Genomic DNA, 17,249 nt, shown 5'->3' on the forward strand with positions numbered 1-17,249 from the left:
TTCGAGGATGGCTACACATACCGAAGGCGACATCGCACAGCACACGCCGATGATGCGCCAATACCTCAGCATTAAAGCCGACCATCCGGGCACGCTCGTGTTCTACCGGATGGGCGACTTCTACGAGCTCTTCTTCGAAGACGCCGAAAAAGCCTCGCGGCTGCTCGACCTCACGCTCACACAGCGCGGCGCCTCGGCCGGCAATCCGATCAAGATGGCCGGCGTGCCGCACCATGCCGTGGAGCAGTATCTCGCCAAGCTCGTAAAGCTCGGCGAATCGGTGGCGATCTGCGAGCAGATCGGCGATCCGGCCACGTCGAAGGGGCCCGTCGAGCGCAAAGTCGTGCGTGTCGTCACGCCCGGCACGCTGACCGACGCGGCCCTGCTCTCCGACAAGAACGACGTTTATCTGATGGCCGTCTGTCCCGGCCATAACCGGCGCGGCGCGACGGTCAACGTCGGTCTCGCCTGGCTCAATCTCGCGAGCGGCGCACTGCGCCTCGCGGAAATCGCGCCCGAGCAGGTCGCCGCCGCCTTCGAGCGGATCCGCCCCGCGGAAATCCTCGTCGCCGAACTACCTGCGGAATCGGCGGGATGGGCGCCGCCCGCGGCGTCCGGGTCGACGGCCGGGTCGAATTCGGGCGCGCGCACGCGTGTGCCGGCCTGGCATTTCGACGTCGCCTCGGGCAAGCAGCGCTTGTGCGACCAGCTCGACGTAGCGAGTCTCGACGGCTTCGGCGCGCAGGCGCTCACAAGCGCATGCGGCGCCGCGGGCGCGCTGCTGCTCTACGCGGCGGCCACGCAAGGCCAACAACTGCGCCACGTGCGCAGCCTGAAGGTGGAAGTCGAGTCGGAGTACATCGGCCTCGATCCGGCCACGCGCCGCAACCTCGAACTCACCGAAACGCTGCGCGGCACCGAGTCGCCCACGCTCTGCTCTCTGCTCGATACCTGCAGCACGGCGATGGGCAGTCGCCTCCTGCGCCACTGGCTCCATCATCCTCCGCGCGATGCGTCGATCGCCCAGATGCGCCAGCAGGCCGTCGGCGCGCTGCTCGAAGCCCCGCCACCCGCCGGCGTCGACGATCTGCGCGCGAGCTTGCGCCAGATCGCCGACGTCGAGCGCATCACCGGACGCCTCGCGCTGCTTTCGGCGCGCCCACGCGACCTGTCGAGCCTGCGGGACACGTTCGCTGCGTTGCCCACTCTGCGCGACCAAGTGGCGGCGGCCGCCGGCGGCGCGAGCGCCGCGCCGTCGCTCGCGCGCATCGCCCTGGCACTGGAACCGCCGGCCGCGTGTGCGGACCTGCTGCAACGCGCGGTTGCACCGGAACCGGCCGCCATGGTGCGCGATGGCGGCGTGATCGCACGCGGCTACGACGCCGAGCTCGACGAGCTGCGCGACCTGTCGGAGAACTGCGGCCAGTTCCTGCTCGATCTCGAAATACGCGAGCGCGCCCGCACGGGCATCGGCAATCTGCGTGTCGAGTACAACAAGGTGCATGGCTTCTATATCGAGGTCACGCGCGGCCAGACCGACAAGGTGCCCGACGACTATCGCCGGCGCCAGACGCTCAAGAACGCCGAACGCTATATCACGCCCGAGCTGAAGACCTTCGAGGACAAGGCGCTTTCCGCCCAGGAACGCGCGCTCTCGCGCGAGCGCGCGCTCTACGACGCGCTGCTGCAGTCGCTGCTGCCGTTCATTCCCGACTGCCAGCGCGTGGCCGCGGCGCTCGCCGAACTCGACGTGCTTGCCGCGTTCGCGGAACGCGCCCGCGCACTGGACTGGTGTGCGCCCGCCTTCTCGCCGGAGCCCGGCATCGAGATCGAACAGGGCCGTCATCCGGTCGTCGAGGCGCAAGTCGAACAGTTCATCGCCAATGACTGCGTACTCGGGGCCGACCGCAAGCTGCTCCTCATCACCGGCCCGAACATGGGCGGTAAATCGACCTTCATGCGGCAGACCGCGCTGATCGCGCTGATCGCCTACGTGGGCAGCTACGTGCCCGCGAAGCAGGCGTGTTTCGGCCCGATCGACCGCATCTTCACGCGTATCGGTGCCGCCGACGACCTCGCGGGCGGCCGCTCGACCTTCATGGTCGAGATGACCGAAGCGGCGGCAATCCTCAACGACGCCACCCCGCACAGCCTCGTGCTGATGGACGAGATCGGGCGCGGCACCTCGACCTTCGACGGTCTTGCGCTCGCTTGGGCCATCGCGCGCCACCTGCTTGCGGGCAACGGTTGCCACACGCTCTTCGCGACGCACTATTTCGAGCTCACCCAACTGCCCGCGGAATTCGCGCAGGCGGCAAACGTGCATCTCTCCGCGGTCGAGCACGGGCATGGCATCGTGTTCCTCCACGCCGTGCAGGAGGGCCCGGCCAACCAGAGTTATGGCCTGCAGGTTGCCCAGCTCGCGGGTGTGCCTGCGCCGGTGATTCGCGCGGCGCGCAAGCATCTCGTCTATCTGGAGCAGCTTTCGGCGGGACAACCTACACCGCAGTTGGACCTCTTCGCGGCGGCGCTCGCCGACGATGCGCCGCTCGAGGCCGAAGACGCGCCTGCCGCGCAGGATCCGGGCGCGGCACTCGTTGCCGAACGGCTGCGCGCGCTCGATCCGAACGAGCTGCGCCCGCGCGAGGCACTCGATCTGCTGTACGAACTGCATGAGCTGGCCACGGCGCCGGACGCGAAACGCTGAGCGTCGCCACGCGACGCCGGGGGCGTCGCCGCGGCCTGCGTGCCGCGGCGACGCGTCCTTGCGCTGCCATGCCTCGTTCGGCGCGGCGGCCGCCTTCGCTGTCGCTTTCGCGCTGACCTTCAGCGCGCCGGTAGAAGCGCAGGCGCCGCACTACGCATTCGCCGTCATTGCGAACGTCGTCAGATCGCAGGCCGACGAACCCGCAGCGCAACGACTCATCGACGCGATTGGCCGCGACCCGCAAACCTCGTTCGTCGTCTACGACGGCAACCTCAAGGGCGCCAGCGAGACCTGTGCGGACGCGCTCTACGACCAGCGTCACGCAATGCTGGAAGCTTCGCGCCCGGCCCTCGTCTTCGTGCCCGGCGAACACGATTGGGCCGGTTGCGGCACCAACGGATCGGGTTCGTGGGACCCCGTCGAACGACTCGACCTGCTGCGCCAGACCTTTTTCTCCGACCCGACAACGCTCGGGCAGATCCCGCTTCCCGTCACGCGCGAAAGCGAGGTGTCGCGCTTTCGACCTTATCGGGAAAACATGCGCTGGCAGCTTGGCGACACCGTATTCGTGGCGCTGAACGTACCGGACGGAAACAACCACTATCTGTACGCGGGTGGCCGCAACGGCGAGTTCGAAGATCGCGTGATCGCCAATGGCTTCTGGCTCGAACACGCAGCCGAGGTCGCGAAGCGCCGCAACGCACGCGCCATGATCGTCTTCATCGAAGGCGATCCCATACTCGAGCATGAAGAGCGGCCCGATCGCTTCGCCTGGCTGCGCTTCGGCCATCGGCCGCGCGACGGCTATGTCGAATTCAGGCACAGCCTGATGAAGCTGGCCGAAACGTTCCGCGGTCCGGTCGTGCTCATCCATCCGACGCACGCAAAACTCGCGCACGGCTTCGCGATCGACCAGCCGTTACACAATGAAAAAGGTGTGAGAATTGCGAACGTGACGCGCATTGAATTCGACCTGCGCAACCCGCTTACGCAGTGGCTGCAGATCGATGCGGACATGGCGCACGGCACGCCGCTGCGCGTCAGCGTGCGCGATGTGCCGAAGCATCTGCCGCTTCTGCCACAGCCTCTGCCCGAAGGGATCCCGCCAGGGGAGGCCCCGGAAATGCCCGAGGTCTCGTCGATGCCCGATGTCACGACAATTCCCGGCATGCCTCAGGCGCCGGACGTCGTGCCGCAGGCCGGCGCCTCTGCCGCGAGCAGCGTTTCGCCCATGTCGCCGCCGGCCACGCTGGACACCCTGCCCGGGCAGCAGCCGGCAATGCCGTCCCAGCCGTGGAATCAATAAGAGAGTGTGCCGAGAGGTGCGGGCATACTGCCGCACCCTGCATGAATCTGGCGCAATGAGCCAATACAACGACCGGGCTCCATGCGCGCGCCGGCGACTCGCCGGCGCCTGGAGATTAGCGAAGCGAATCAGTGAAGCGTGGGTTTCGAACCGGCTTCGCCGCCGTCTTCCTCTTCGTCGTCCTCGTCGACGATTTCAAGACCGTCCGCACCGTGTGCGTGCTCGTGCTCGATCTCGTCTTCGGTCGCCACGCGCACTTCCCTGACGGTCAGGGCAAAGCGCAACGCCATGCCGGCCAGCGGGTGATTGCCGTCGAGCACGACCTTGTCCTCGGCGACGTCCGTGACGGTGTAGATGAGCGCGTCGAGATCTTCGTCACCCTCCTCGGGCGTTCCTTCGAACTGCATACCGACTTCGAGCGGCTCCGGAAAACGGCTACGCGGCTCGATCTTGACGAGTTCGGGATCGTACTCGCCAAACGCGTCCTGCGGCTCGAGCTGAAGCTGGGTCTCGAAGCCCGGTTCCTTGCCGTCCAGCGCTTCCTCGATCTTGGGGAACGTGCCATCATAGCCGCCGTGCAGATAGACCATCGGCTCGTCGCTCTCCTCAATCAGATTGCCCTGCGCATCCGATAGCTTGTAAGCGACCGACACGACGGTGTCCTTTGCGATTTTCATTCGTTCCTCCAGAATACAGACCACATTATACGATGCCCAAGCGGTCCCCTGACCACGCGGTGAACGCCAGCAAGCAGCGCGCCGCGTCCACTCCGGCACGTCCTGCGCCCGACGAACCCACGCCACTCCTCGGCGGCCTCACGCCAGCGCAGTTCATGAAGCGATACTGGCAGAAAAAACCGCTCCTGATCCGCCAGGCGATACCCGGCATCGAGCCCCCGCTCGCGCGCGACGACCTCTTCGCGCTCGCCGACAGCGACGACGTCGAATCGCGCCTCATCACACATTTCCGCCGCCGCTGGGCGTTCGAACACGGACCGTTCTCGCCGGACGCGCTACCCGCCCCGGAAGCGCGCCAGTGGACGCTGCTCGTGCAGGGCGCCGACCTGCACGACGACCGGGCGCGGGCGCTGCTCGAGCGCTTCCGCTTTGCGCCGGACGCGCGCCTCGACGACCTGATGATCTCGTACGCCACGGACGGCGGCGGCGTCGGCCCGCACTTCGATTCGTACGACGTCTTCCTCCTGCAGGTGCACGGCAAGCGGCGCTGGCGCATCGGCGCGCAACGCGACCTCACGCTGCAGGAAGGTCTGCCGCTGAAGATCCTCGCAAACTTCGAGCCGGAAGAGGAATGGGTGCTCGAGCCCGGCGACATGCTCTATCTGCCTCCGCATATCGCGCACGATGGCGTGGCCGTCGGCGAGTGCATGACCTGCTCGATCGGCTTTCGTTCGCCTTCCACCTCGGAACTCACGAACCAGTTTCTCTACTGGCTCGCCGAACGCGGTACGGAACGCGCACCGGCTTCCCCCACGCTCTACCGCGACCCGAACCAGCCGGCCGTCGCGCAGCCCGCGCAGTTGCCGCCCGCGCTCGTGTCGCGGGTCGCCGATGTGCTCGCAAAAGTACGCTGGGGCGAAGCTGAGGTATCTTCGTTCGTCGGCTCGTGGCTGAGCGAACCGAAGCCGAACGTCGTCTTCGACGCGCCGGAAAAGCCGCTCGACGAGGCCCGATTTGTCGCTCGCGCAGCAAAAAGCGGCCTGGCTCTCGACCGGCGGACAATCCTGCTTTACGATGCGCGATCGTATTACCTGAACGGGGAGCAGTATTTGCTCAGAGAGACGAGAAAGTGGCTGCCGGAATTCGCCGACAACCGCTTGATTGACGGGAAACGCTTTGTAACACTCTCACACGATTCGTCGGTGACAGCGTTGCTGCACGAGTGGTATTGTGCGGGCTGGATACGGGTCGGAATGCTTGCCTAAGCGCTCCGGACTGTTATACCGTACTAATATAGTGCTTGTATGAGAAAGACAACGTATTGTCCCCGGATTTGTCGACGGTCGATACGAAAGTGCCTATAATTCCCGCCCAGGCCGTAGGGAAGATTCACGCTCTTGCAGTGCGTCTCCACCAGCGGCTCAGGTCGGTGTTGGGGCACATTTACCGGTATTATTTTGCGCTGTTGCTTACCTTTAACCATAAAAGGACGTGATCATGAAGAAATCCCTCCTCGTAGCATCCCTGCTGGCAGCTGTTGCACTGGCTGCGTGCAACAAGAGCAGCGATCAGGCCGCTGCGCCGGCTAGCGACGCAACCGCTGCTTCGGCGCCGGCTGCTGCTGCTTCGGACGCTGGTGCTGCCGCTTCGGACGCTGCTGCTGCTGCGAGCGACGCTGGTGCTTCGGCTGCTGCCGCTGCTTCGGACGCTGGTGCTGCCGCTTCGGACGCAGCCGCTGCTGCGTCGGCTGCTGCTCCGGCTTCGGGCGCGAGCAACTAAGCATTCGCGCGACGCCCGTGCGGAGTTCACCTCCGGCGGGCCTTGCTGCGAACCGTTGCACATTCCGGCGGCTTCGCCCGATGTGCAGCGGGCAAGCAAAAAAGCCACGAACTTTCGTTCGTGGCTTTTTTGCTATCCGCCCTGCATAAAATGTGACAGCAACGCGCCGCAACCCTCAATCCGCGGGATCTTCCCCATCCCCATCAAAGAACGCCTTCACCACGTCGATCTCACGCGTACGTTTGAACGGCGGCAGGCTCTGCCAGATGCGCCGGCCGTACGGCTTGTCGACGAGGCGCGTGTCGCAGATCATCAACACGCCGCGATCGGTTTCCGCGCGGATCAGCCGTCCTGCGCCCTGCTTGAGCGTGATCACCGCCTGAGGCAACTGGTGGACCGCGAACGGGCTCAATCCCTTCTTCGTGAGCGCATCGAGCCGCGCAGCCAGCACCGGGTCGTCGGGCGGCGCGAAAGGCAGCTTGTCGATCACGACGAGCGAGAGCGCGTCGCCGCGCACGTCCACGCCCTCCCAGAAGCTCTGGCTGCCCACGAGGATCGCATTGCCATAAGCGCGGAAGCGCTCCAGCAGTTCTGTGCGGCTCGCGTCGCCCTGAACGAGCAGCGGCGTGTTCCAGCCGCGTGCCTCGATCGTATCGCGCAGCTTCGCGGCAATCCGGTCCACCGCGCGCAGCGTCGTGCACAGCATGAAAACGCCCCCGCCCGAGGCCTCGATGGCCGGCAGCGCCGCTTCGAACACGGCGTCGGTGAACTGCGGCGACGACGGCTGCGGCATGTTGCGCGGCACGTAGAGCAGCCCCTGCTGGGGATAATCGAACGGGCTGGGCAGCGTCATCGACCGGCGCGAATTCAGGCCCATCTGCGCCGCATAGTGCGTGAAATCGCCGCGCACCGAGAGCGTCGCCGACGTGAAGATCCACGTGCGCGGCACACCGGCGCGCTGCTTCGCGAAGATCGGCGCCACCGACAGTGGCGTCTCGTGCAATTGCACCGTATGCGAGAAGACCTCGACCCAGCGGACCTTCTCGTCAGCGTCGGCGTGATCGTCGTCGCCTTCCCTGGTGGCTTCCGCTGCCCCGGGCTCTCGTACGGTTGCGGTACCCGCTTGCGGCGCCGTCCATCCCGCCAGCACGCCTTGTAGTTCGCGCGCACGGCGCAGGCACGCGCCTAGCGACTCCGCGCGCTCCGCCTGCCCTGCCAGCGCCGTTGCCAGCGTACCGAGTTCGGTCTGCAGCGCGTCGAGCGCATCGAAGAGCAGGTGGTCCTCGGCAAGCTGCGTGATCGACAGCCGTAGCGAGTCCTCCTTGAAGGCGAGCCGCACATCGCGCGCGGCGCGCTCGAGCGCCGCGCCGAGCTTGACCCACTCGACCGCGTCGCGCGCATGGCTCAGGCCCTCGGCCACGCAATCGCGTGCGAGCTCGAGGAACTGCGAGGTCGAGAGCGTCTCGCCGAAGAACAGCGTCGCCGTTTCCGGTAACTGATGGGCTTCGTCGAAAATGATCGTGTTCGCGCTCGGCAGCAGTTCAGCCATGCCCGTATCGCGCAACATGATGTCCGCGAAAAACAGGTGGTGATTCACGACCACGATATCCGCCTGCTGCGCCTCCCGGCGTGCCTGCATCACGAAGCAGTCCTTGTAGTGCGGACATTCCTGGCCCAGACAGTTCTCGCGCGTGGACGTCACCATCGACCAGACCGCCGCCGTCTCCGGCACGCTCGCAAGCTCGGCCTTGTCGCCCGAGCGTGTGATCTTCGCGAAGCGCACGATCTCCTGCAGGTAAGACGTTTCCTGGCGCGACGGCAGCCGGCCGTTGTCGGCCGTGCGCTGCAGGTAGTAGTGGCACAGGTAGTTCGAGCGCCCCTTGAGCATCGCGACGCTCACGGGCACCGCGAGCGCATCGCGCACCGTGGGGATGTCGCGCTGGAAGAGCTGGTCCTGGAGGTGCTTCGTGCCGGTCGAAACGACCACCTTGCCGCCCCAGAGCATGGCCGGCACGAGATAGGCGTAGGTCTTGCCGGTGCCCGTGCCGGCCTCGACGATCAGCGTGTTGTCGCCGGCCTCGGCAACGGTATTCGCTGCCTCGCCGGCGGCATCGCTACCACCCGGCTGACGCCGCGCCGGGCGCGCCTTCAGCTCGAACGCCTCCGGCTCGGGCAATCCCTTCGCGGCCGCCTCCATGGCCGCGGCCACGGCGCGCGCCATTTCGATCTGCGAGGCGCGCGGGCGATAGCCGTCGATCTCGCGGGCAAGCAGTCCGTCAGCGGCGAACAGATTTTCGAGTTCGGCTGCGCGGCGCGCGGTCAGCGCCGCCGGGGCCCCGGCACGCGACGGACGTGCGTCGGCATCCGGCACACCGTCTTCGGGCGCAGGCCGGGATTGCGAAACGGTCGTTGAATTCAAGGCAAGCGGTTCCTGCTCGGTTCGGCGGGCGCGGCACTGCGGATTCCGCGCCCCGGCGCCTGCCGGAACCCGGACTCAGCCGTGCCCGTTCGAAGTCTTCGTTGAATCGGGGTCCAGCTGCAATTGCAGCAGGATGATGTTGTCCTTGACCTTGAGCTTGCGCTTCTTGAGCTTCTGCAATTCGACATCGTCGCATCCCGGCGTCTCGGCCATCCGGTCGATCAGACGGTCCAGATCGCCGTGCTCGGACTCCAGCTGGAGTATCCGGTCCTGAAGGACCGTGGACTTGACTTCACGTTGCTCGCGCATGCTCGCCTCCTCGTGTTGAGCGGCGTGCCTCTTGTCGGTCGGCGCGCCTGAGGTTGCTGTCTGGCCAGGAAAAACGTGCTACTGGTCCTGCTGCTGCATCTGCTGCTGTTGTTGTTCTCGCTGCTGCTCTTGTTGCTGTTGCTGCTTTTGCTGCGCCTTCTCGGCCGCCTGCTTCTGACGCTGCTCCACGTCAGCCTTGTGCTTCGCCGCGTCTTCCTGCTTCTGCTGGAAGTGCTCGGCTTTCTGCTGCCGCTCTTCGGCCTGTTGCTGGCCCTGGCGGTGAGCCTCGTCCAGCTTCTGCTGGAAGTCGGATTGCTTCTGGTCGTACGCCGACTGGTTCGCCGCGCGCTGGGCCTGCGACTGCTCGCCCGAGCGCTGGGCCTGATCCAGTGCGTGCTGTTGCTGCTTCTGCTGATACGCCTGCTCGTTCGCCGCGCGCTGCGGGGCTTCCGCCGCGCGCTGGGCCTGATCCAGCACGTGCTGCTGTTGTTTCTGCTGATACGCCTGCGCGTTTGCCGCTTCATTGGCGGCACGCTGCGGCGCATTGGCCGCATCTTGCGCCTGCTGCAACGCAGCCTGTTCGTCGCGGTGCCGCGCGCGCTCCGTGCGCTGCTCCTCGTCGAGCTTCAACTGTTCGCCACGAATGTCCGCCTGCACGGCCCGCATCTGGTCGCGCGCCGTGCCGAGGCAGTGGTTCACGAAAAACTTGCTGTAGCAGTCGTGCTGCGCGACTGCATAGCGATAATTATTCTCCGCCGAGCGGCGGTCCAGCACCTTCTGCCGTGCATCGAAGCCTGCCTGCACGCTGTCCTGCGCGCTGCTTTCCCCCGCAACTGCGCTTGCACCCGCCGCCGACGCCGCATCCAGCGGCCTCGCCGTGACGCCCGTTCCCGACGCCACCCAGGGCACGCCTGGGCTATTGTCCCGCGGCGCCACGGACGGCATCGCGGCACTGGCTGCCTGCGCCCTCCCGGCCGACACCGCCGTACCGGACGCCGGATCTTCCTGGGCCACTGCCGGCACGCTCGCCGCGGCGTACAGTGCGACGGCACAAGCTGCCAGACGGGTGGCGGTACGCCACTGGGCGCCGCTCCGCGTACGGAGGTTGGCAAGGTTCAAGCCGGGGGACAAACCGGGAAGCAAGCGGGAGATCGTCAACGTCTTCGGATGGCTGCGGGACATGCCCGAAATTCTAACACCCCCCGGGTTGAGCGCTCCGGCATTTATGGCAAAATGCCCCGCTCTACCGGCCGGCGGACCGCCCCCCTCCGGGGCCCTTTCCGTTCGGCCGCGCAAGTGCAACCCGATCCCGAAGCCTGTTCGCGCAAGCGTTGCCAGGCCCTACAGGAAGACCCAGACCCTATGACGGAAACCGTAGCACTCAAGATCGTCCAGCGTATCGCCGCCGAACTGACCGTACAGCCTCGCCAGGTGGCAGCCGCCGTGCAGCTTCTCGACGAAGGCTCGACCGTTCCGTTCATCGCCCGGTACCGCAAGGAAGTCACGGGCAATCTCGACGATACGCAGTTGCGCACGCTCGAAGAGCGGCTCCTGTACCTGCGCGAGCTCGAAGAGCGCCGCGCCACGATTCTCGCGAGCATCGAGGAACAAGGCAAGCTCACCGACGAGCTGCGCATGGCAATCGAAGTCGCGGACAGCAAGCAGGTCCTCGAAGACCTCTATCTGCCGTACAAGCCAAAGCGCCGCACTCGGGCTCAGATCGCGCGCGAAGCGGGTCTGCAGCCGCTCGCCGACGCGCTGCTCGGCAATCCGCTGCTCGATCCGCAGACGGAGGCCGCGCAATACGTCGATGCCGAAAAGGGTGTCGCCGATGTGAAAGCGGCCCTCGACGGCGCGCGCGACATCCTTTCGGAGCAGTTCGGCGAGACGGCCGAACTGCTCGGCAAGCTGCGCGAGTGGCTCCACAACGAGGCGCTCGTCAGCTCGAGCGTGGTGGAAGGCAAGGAAGGCGAAGAAGGCGAGAAATTCCGCGATTATTACGAGTACTCCGAAACGATCAGGACCGTGCCCTCGCACCGCGCCCTTGCACTCTTTCGCGGCCGCAACGCGGGCGTGCTGATGGTGAAACTCGGCCTCGGCGCCGAGCGGGACGCCCTGGTGCCGCATCCGGGCGAAGGGCGAATCGCGCGCCATTTCGGCATCGCGAACCAGGGGCGCGCCGCCGACAAATGGCTCTCCGACGTGTGCCGCTGGTGCTGGCGCGTGAAGGTGCAGCCGCACCTCGAAAGCGAACTGCTGACGGGCCTGCGCGAGCAGGCCGAGACCGAAGCGATCCACGTGTTCGCGCGCAATCTCAAGGACCTGCTGCTGGCCGCGCCGGCGGGCCCGAAAGCCGTGATCGGCCTCGATCCGGGTCTGCGCACCGGCGTCAAGGTGGCCGTGGTGGACCGCACCGGCAAGCTGCTCGCTACCGACACGATCTATCCGCACGAGCCGCGCCGCGACTGGGACGGCTCGCTCGCGAAGCTCGCGCGAATCGCCGCGCAAACCCAGGCGGAACTCATCAGCATCGGCAACGGCACCGCCTCGCGCGAAACCGACAAGCTCGCGAGCGAGCTGATCTCGCGCCATCCCGAACTCAGGCTGCAGAAGATCGTCGTGTCCGAAGCCGGTGCATCGGTTTATTCGGCATCCGAACTGGCGGCCAAGGAGTTCCCCGAACTCGACGTCTCGCTGCGCGGTGCCGTCTCCATCGCGCGCCGCCTGCAGGACCCGCTCGCCGAACTCGTGAAGATCGAGCCGAAGGCCATCGGCGTCGGCCAGTACCAGCACGACGTGAACCAGCGCGAGCTCGCGCGCTCGCTCGACGCCGTGGTCGAGGATTGCGTGAACGCCGTGGGCGTGGATGCGAACACGGCTTCGGTCGCATTGCTCGCACGCGTCTCGGGGCTGAACGCCACGCTCGCGCGCAATATCGTCGATTACCGCGATGCCAACGGCCCCTTCCCCTCGCGCGAGCATCTGAAGAAGGTGCCACGCCTTGGCGACAAGACCTTCGAGCAAGCCGCGGGCTTCCTGCGCATCAACGCCGGCGAAAATCCGCTCGACCGCTCGTCGGTGCACCCCGAAGCGTACACGCTCGTCGAGCGCATGCTCGCGAAGATCAAGCGCTCGATTGGCGACGTGCTAGGCAATCGCGAAGCGCTCTCGGGTCTCTCGCCCACTGAGTTCGTCGACGAACGCTTCGGGCTGCCAACGGTCCGCGACATCCTCAGCGAACTCGAAAAGCCGGGCCGCGACCCGCGCCCCGAGTTCAAGACCGCCACCTTCCGCGAAGGCGTCGAGAAAGTCTCCGATCTCGTGCCCGGCATGCTGCTAGAGGGCGTCGTGACGAACGTGGCGGCGTTCGGCGCGTTCGTCGACATCGGCGTGCATCAGGACGGCCTCGTGCACGTCTCCGCCATGTCCACGAAGTTCATCAAGGACCCGCACGAAGTCGTGAAGGCCGGCCAGGTCGTCAAGGTGAAGGTGCTCGATGTCGACGTGAAGCGCCAGCGCATCGCGCTCACCATGCGTCTGGACGACGATCCCGCAAGCGCCGCCCAGCGCAGCGGCAATGCGGGCAACAATTCCGGCAGCCGAAACGGCGGCAGCGGCAGCAATGCAGGCCGCCCGCAACGTTCGCGCGACCCGGAGCCGGGCGGCGCGATGGCAGCGGCGTTCGCGAAGCTCAAACAGCGGTAAGGCGCGAGCGCGGCGCTTCGCGCGCGGGGGCCTGTGGTGAGCAGGCTCGCGTCGCGCGACACCCCAACGAATAACGGCACCGAAGTGCCGTTATTTTATTTCCGCAGCACGCCGCGCGTCAGATCTCGATCTTCGTCCCCAGCTCCACCACGCGGTTGGCAGGAATGCTGAAGAAATCCGTGGGCTTCGCCGCGTTCTGGTGCATCCACGCGAACACGCGCTCGCGGAAGATCGACATGCCCGGCAACTGGGTAGGCACCACCGTCTCGCGAGCGATGAAGAACGACGTATCCATTATCTCGAAGGTCATGTCGTGCGTGCGGCCCACTTCCTGCAGCACCGCCTTCACGTCCGGCGTCTCGTTGAAACCGTAGTCCGCCTTCACGAGATAAAGCCCGCCGCCGATGTCCTGCACGCTCAGGCGCTCCGCCTCGGACACATAGGGAATGTCGCGAATCACGAAAGTCAGGAAGATGGTGCGCTCGTGCAGCACCTTGTTGTGCTTGAGGTTATGCAGCAGGCTGACCGGCACCAGCGTGTTGCTGCCGGTGAGATAAATCGCCGTGCCCGAAACGCGATGCGGAGGATGCGCGAGCAGCCCCTGCAGGAAGGGCATCAGCGGGATGCCGTCGGCGGCCGTGCGCTCCTTCACGATCATGCGCCCCTTGTACCAGGTCATGAGGAGGAAGAACAACAACGCGCCGATGCCGAGCGGCAGCCAGCCGCCCTCTTCGACCTTCAGCAGGTTCGCGCCGAAGAAGCCCAGATCGACCGCCAGGAAGACGCCGATGATCAGCGCGACGAGCGCCTTGTGCCACTTCCAGATTTCGATCATCACGACGCACAGCAGCACCGTGGTCATGACCATCGTCGCCGTCACGGCGATACCGTAGGCCGCGGCCAGATTGTCCGAGCTCTTGAAGCCGACCACGATGCACAGGATGACGAACAGCAGCAGCCAGTTCACCACCGGCACGTAGATCTGCCCGATCGCGAGATCGGACGTGTGCAGCACCTTCATGCGCGGCACGTAGCCGAGCAGGATCGCCTGGCTCGTGAGCGAATACGCGCCCGAAATCACGGCCTGCGAAGCAATCACGGTCGCCACCGTCGAGAGCACGACGAGCGGCAGCAGCGCCCAGTCGGGCGCGAGCAGGAAGAACGGATTCTCGATGGCGTGGTGGTCCTGCATCAGAAGCGCGCCCTGGCCGAAGTAGTTCAGCACGAGCGACGGCATCACGAGCACATACCAGGCCACGCGGATGGGCTTGGCGCCGAAATGGCCCATGTCGGCGTAGAGCGCTTCCGCGCCGGTGAGCACCAGCACCACCGAACCGAGCACGACATAAGCCTGCAACATGTGCGCGCCCATGAAGCTGACTGCGTAGTACGGATTGAGCGCGGCGATGACGCCCGGCGCCTGCACGATGCGCGACAGGCCGAGCACGCCGATGGTCACGAACCACAGCACCATGATCGGCCCGAACAGACGGCCGACGAGCGCCGTGCCGTGACGCTGGATCCAGAAGAGCGCGATCAGGATCACGATGGTGAGCGGCACCACGAGATGGGAAAGCTTGGGCGCCGCGATTTCAAGGCCTTCCACCGCCGAAATCACCGAGATCGCGGGCGTGATCACCGCGTCCCCGTAGAACATGCACGCACCGAAGATGCCGAGGCCGGTAAGGATCAGCGCGGCGCGGCTCGTGCGCTTGAACGAGCGTAACGCCAGCGCCATCAGCGCGAGCACGCCGCCTTCGCCGTTGTTGTCGGCGCGCATGACGAACAGCACGTACTTGACGCTGACGACGATCATGATCGCCCAGAACAGCAGCGAGATGACGCCGAGAATGGAGGTGTCGTTGAGCGGGATGCCGTGGTCCGGGCTGAATGCCTCTTTCAGGGAATAGAGCGGGCTCGTGCCGATGTCGCCGAACACGACGCCGATTGCCGCAACGGCCAGCGCCGGCAGAGGCTGCTTTGCCACGTGTGTGCTAGTTGTCATATACGCGGAGATCCGTTTTCGAGGCGGAAAATAAAAGCGACCGCTATTCTAAACCGGCTACGTGACCCCAACGACGCCCGTTGTGGTCATGCCACGTCTTCCGTTCCGGCGAAGTGTAGCATTGGCCCCCATTCTGTCTACCCTCACGTGTCCGTACAGGCTTTTGGGTCGCCCCGACACGAAAACGTCATGCAAAAAAAGCGGAGCCTCGAAAGGCTCCGCTTTTCACGACTGCCACAGAAGGTTCATTGGGTGCAATTGGATGCATTCACAACAAACCTTGTCCGGTGCCGTCAGGACTGCGATGGGGCTGCGTTCGCCTGCTGCAGGCCACGCTTGATCCACGCGCCCAGATTGTGCGGGCGCACCGTGTCCCACTCCTCGAACGGCTGGTGAATCCACGGATTGGTCGGCAGGTGCTGCACGAAGTAGTCGGGCTTCACCTTCGAGCAGCCCTTGTACCACAGCACCGCCGAACGCACGCCCGTCACCGCCGGATAACGCTCCTTGAGGTGCTGCTGCACGCGCGCGAGCGTGACGCCCGAATCGACGAGATCGTCGACGAGCAGCACGTTGCCCGCGAGTTCCCCGCGCGTCATTGTGATGTACTGCGCAATATCGAGGTCACCCTGCTCCGTGCCGGCGGCTTCGCGATACGAACTGGTCGCGAGAATCGCGAGCGGCAGGTCGTAGATGCGCGAGAGCTGATCGCCCACGCGCAGTCCGCCGCGCGCGAGGCACAGGATCTGGTCGAACTTCCAGCGCGATTCATGCACTGCAAGCGCGAGCAACTCGATCAGCCGGTGGTACTCGTCCCAGCCAACCCACAGGTTCTTCTCGTCGTTACGCGGGTCCATCATCTGAATCATCGTGCGCTACCCTTCATTTTCCTTGTTTTTTTCTTATTTTTTTCTTGCTTACGCCTTGAACGGGTGACGTAGCAGGATCGTCTCGTCGCGATCCGGACCGGTCGACACCATATCGATCGGCACGCCTGCCACTTCCTGCACGCGCGCGAGGTAGGCCTGCGCGCTCTTCGGCAGCGCGTCCCACTGCGTAATGCCGATCGTGCTTTCCTTCCAGCCCGGGAAGGCCTCGTAGACCGGCTCGCACTCCGCGACCTGAGAAGCGCCGCGCGGCAGGATGTCGACATCCTTGCCGTTCACCTTGTAGCCCACGCAGAGCTTCACTTCGTCTAGGCCGTCGAGCACGTCGAGCTTCGTGATGCACAGGCCCGTCACCCCGTTGATCTGGATCGAGCGGCGCAGCGCGGCGGCGTCGAGCCAGCCCGTGCGGCGCGGACGGCCCGTGACCGAACCGAATTCCTTGCCGACCTTCGCGAGCGTGAGGCCGACTTCTTCCTGGCGGTCGGCGTTGTCGGCGTCGTAGAGCTCGCTCGGGAACGGGCCCGAACCGACACGCGTGCAGTACGCCTTCGTAATGCCAAGGATGTAGTTGAGCTGCTGGGGACCCACGCCCACACCCGCCGATGCCGCGCCCGCCACGCAGTTGCTCGACGTGACGTACGGATAGGTGCCGTGATCGATGTCGAGCAGCGTGCCCTGCGCGCCTTCGAACAGCAGGCTGCCGCCCGAGCGGTTGACGTCATAAAGGCGACGCGAAACGTCCGTTACCATTGGCTTCAGACGGTCGGCGTAGCTCAGCATCGTGTCGAGCGTCTGCTGGAAGTCCACCGGCGCCGCGCCCAGGTACTGCGTGAGCACGAAGTTGTGATAGTCGAGGTTGTCGCGCAGGCGCTCGGCGAACAGTTCCGGCTCGAACAGATCCTGCACGCGCATGCCGCGGCGCGCGACCTTGTCCTCGTACGCCGGGCCGATGCCGCGGCCGGTCGTGCCGATCTTCGCCGCGCCGCGCTTCGCTTCGCGCGCCTGGTCGATGGCGATGTGATACGGCAGGATCAGCGTGGTCGCGTCGGAGATGAAGAGGCGCCTCTGGACGTCGATGCCCGCGCTTTCAAGCTCGCCGATTTCCTTGAACAGGGCCTCGGGCGACAACACCACGCCGTTGCCGATGTAGCAGGCAACGCCCGCGCGCATGATGCCCGACGGAATGAGGCGAAGAATGGTCTTCTTGCCGCCGATGATGAGCGTGTGGCCGGCGTTGTGACCGCCCTGGAAACGCACCACGCCTTGCGCGTGGTCCGTCAGCCAGTCGACGATCTTGCCCTTGCCTTCATCTCCCCACTGGGTGCCCACGACGACGACGTTGCGTCCCGGGGTTACATTCACTGCGCTGGCAGACATGGTGTTTCGTTAGCTGGTTAAAAACGTATTCTACCTGGGTTCGCGCGCGAGCCCGCTTTTTTTCCCGAAATAGCGGGA

At 65.5% G+C, this 17,249-nt stretch carries 12 protein-coding genes; 5 read left to right on the forward strand and 7 right to left on the reverse strand.

From position 1 onward, the window contains the following. The first annotated feature begins 7 nt into the window (after positions 1-7). Both mutS and WJ542_RS14365 read left to right on the forward strand, forming a co-directional pair. On the forward strand, positions 8-2,707 hold the full coding sequence (mutS, locus tag WJ542_RS14360; protein WP_411189883.1) for a DNA mismatch repair protein MutS: 2,700 nt from the start codon (positions 8-10) through the stop codon (positions 2,705-2,707). A gap of 58 nt (positions 2,708-2,765) precedes the next feature. Next, the gene (locus WJ542_RS14365; RefSeq protein WP_411189884.1) at positions 2,766-4,013 is read left to right on the forward strand and encodes a hypothetical protein; all 1,248 of its coding nucleotides are present in this window, start codon (positions 2,766-2,768) and stop codon (positions 4,011-4,013) included. 128 nt (positions 4,014-4,141) lie between these two features. Here WJ542_RS14365 and WJ542_RS14370 read toward each other — a convergent pair whose 3' ends face one another. Next, positions 4,142-4,690, reverse strand: coding sequence for an FKBP-type peptidyl-prolyl cis-trans isomerase (locus WJ542_RS14370; RefSeq protein ID WP_411189885.1), 549 nt, complete (start codon positions 4,688-4,690; stop codon positions 4,142-4,144). Between the two features lie 32 nt (positions 4,691-4,722). On the opposite strand from WJ542_RS14370, the gene WJ542_RS14375 reads away from it, so the two are divergent. Beyond that, the gene (locus WJ542_RS14375; RefSeq protein WP_411189886.1) at positions 4,723-5,955 is read left to right on the forward strand and encodes a JmjC domain-containing protein; all 1,233 of its coding nucleotides are present in this window, start codon (positions 4,723-4,725) and stop codon (positions 5,953-5,955) included. Between the two features lie 232 nt (positions 5,956-6,187). Continuing rightward, on the forward strand, positions 6,188-6,469 hold the full coding sequence (locus tag WJ542_RS14380) for a hypothetical protein (RefSeq protein WP_411189887.1): 282 nt from the start codon (positions 6,188-6,190) through the stop codon (positions 6,467-6,469). 175 nt (positions 6,470-6,644) lie between these two features. Here WJ542_RS14380 and yoaA read toward each other — a convergent pair whose 3' ends face one another. The 3 genes from yoaA to WJ542_RS14395 all read right to left on the reverse strand — a co-directional run bounded on the left by yoaA (position 6,645) and on the right by WJ542_RS14395 (position 10,493). Further along, positions 6,645-8,840 carry a DNA repair helicase YoaA gene (gene yoaA, locus WJ542_RS14385; RefSeq protein ID WP_411190572.1) on the reverse strand — a complete coding sequence of 732 codons (2,196 nt, stop codon included), beginning with the start codon at positions 8,838-8,840 and terminating at the stop codon, positions 6,645-6,647. 123 nt (positions 8,841-8,963) lie between these two features. Next, positions 8,964-9,197, reverse strand: coding sequence for a DUF465 domain-containing protein (locus WJ542_RS14390; protein ID WP_411189888.1), 234 nt, complete (start codon positions 9,195-9,197; stop codon positions 8,964-8,966). Positions 9,198-9,275: 78 nt separating this feature from the next. Next, entirely contained in the window at positions 9,276-10,493 is a 1,218-nt protein-coding gene (locus WJ542_RS14395) for a hypothetical protein (protein ID WP_411189889.1), read from the reverse strand. Positions 10,494-10,559: 66 nt separating this feature from the next. Here WJ542_RS14395 and WJ542_RS14400 point away from each other — a divergent pair, with 66 nt between their 5' ends. Then, positions 10,560-12,902 (forward strand): Tex family protein, encoded by a 2,343-nt coding sequence (locus WJ542_RS14400; protein WP_411189890.1) that lies wholly within the window; start codon positions 10,560-10,562, stop codon positions 12,900-12,902. Between the two features lie 118 nt (positions 12,903-13,020). Here WJ542_RS14400 and WJ542_RS14405 read toward each other — a convergent pair whose 3' ends face one another. From WJ542_RS14405 to WJ542_RS14415, 3 genes are all read right to left on the reverse strand, one after another. Beyond that, on the reverse strand, positions 13,021-14,907 hold the full coding sequence (locus tag WJ542_RS14405; protein ID WP_411189891.1) for a potassium transporter Kup: 1,887 nt from the start codon (positions 14,905-14,907) through the stop codon (positions 13,021-13,023). Positions 14,908-15,200: 293 nt separating this feature from the next. Next, complete coding sequence (locus WJ542_RS14410; RefSeq protein ID WP_411189892.1) at positions 15,201-15,776, reverse strand: phosphoribosyltransferase; 576 nt, start codon at positions 15,774-15,776, stop codon at positions 15,201-15,203. Positions 15,777-15,824: 48 nt separating this feature from the next. Next, positions 15,825-17,171 carry an adenylosuccinate synthase gene (locus tag WJ542_RS14415; RefSeq protein ID WP_411189893.1) on the reverse strand — a complete coding sequence of 449 codons (1,347 nt, stop codon included), beginning with the start codon at positions 17,169-17,171 and terminating at the stop codon, positions 15,825-15,827. Positions 17,172-17,249: the final 78 nt, after the last annotated feature.

This window comes from Paraburkholderia yinzeri (assembly GCF_046581065.1).
Classification (GTDB): Bacteria; Pseudomonadota; Gammaproteobacteria; order Burkholderiales; family Burkholderiaceae; genus Paraburkholderia.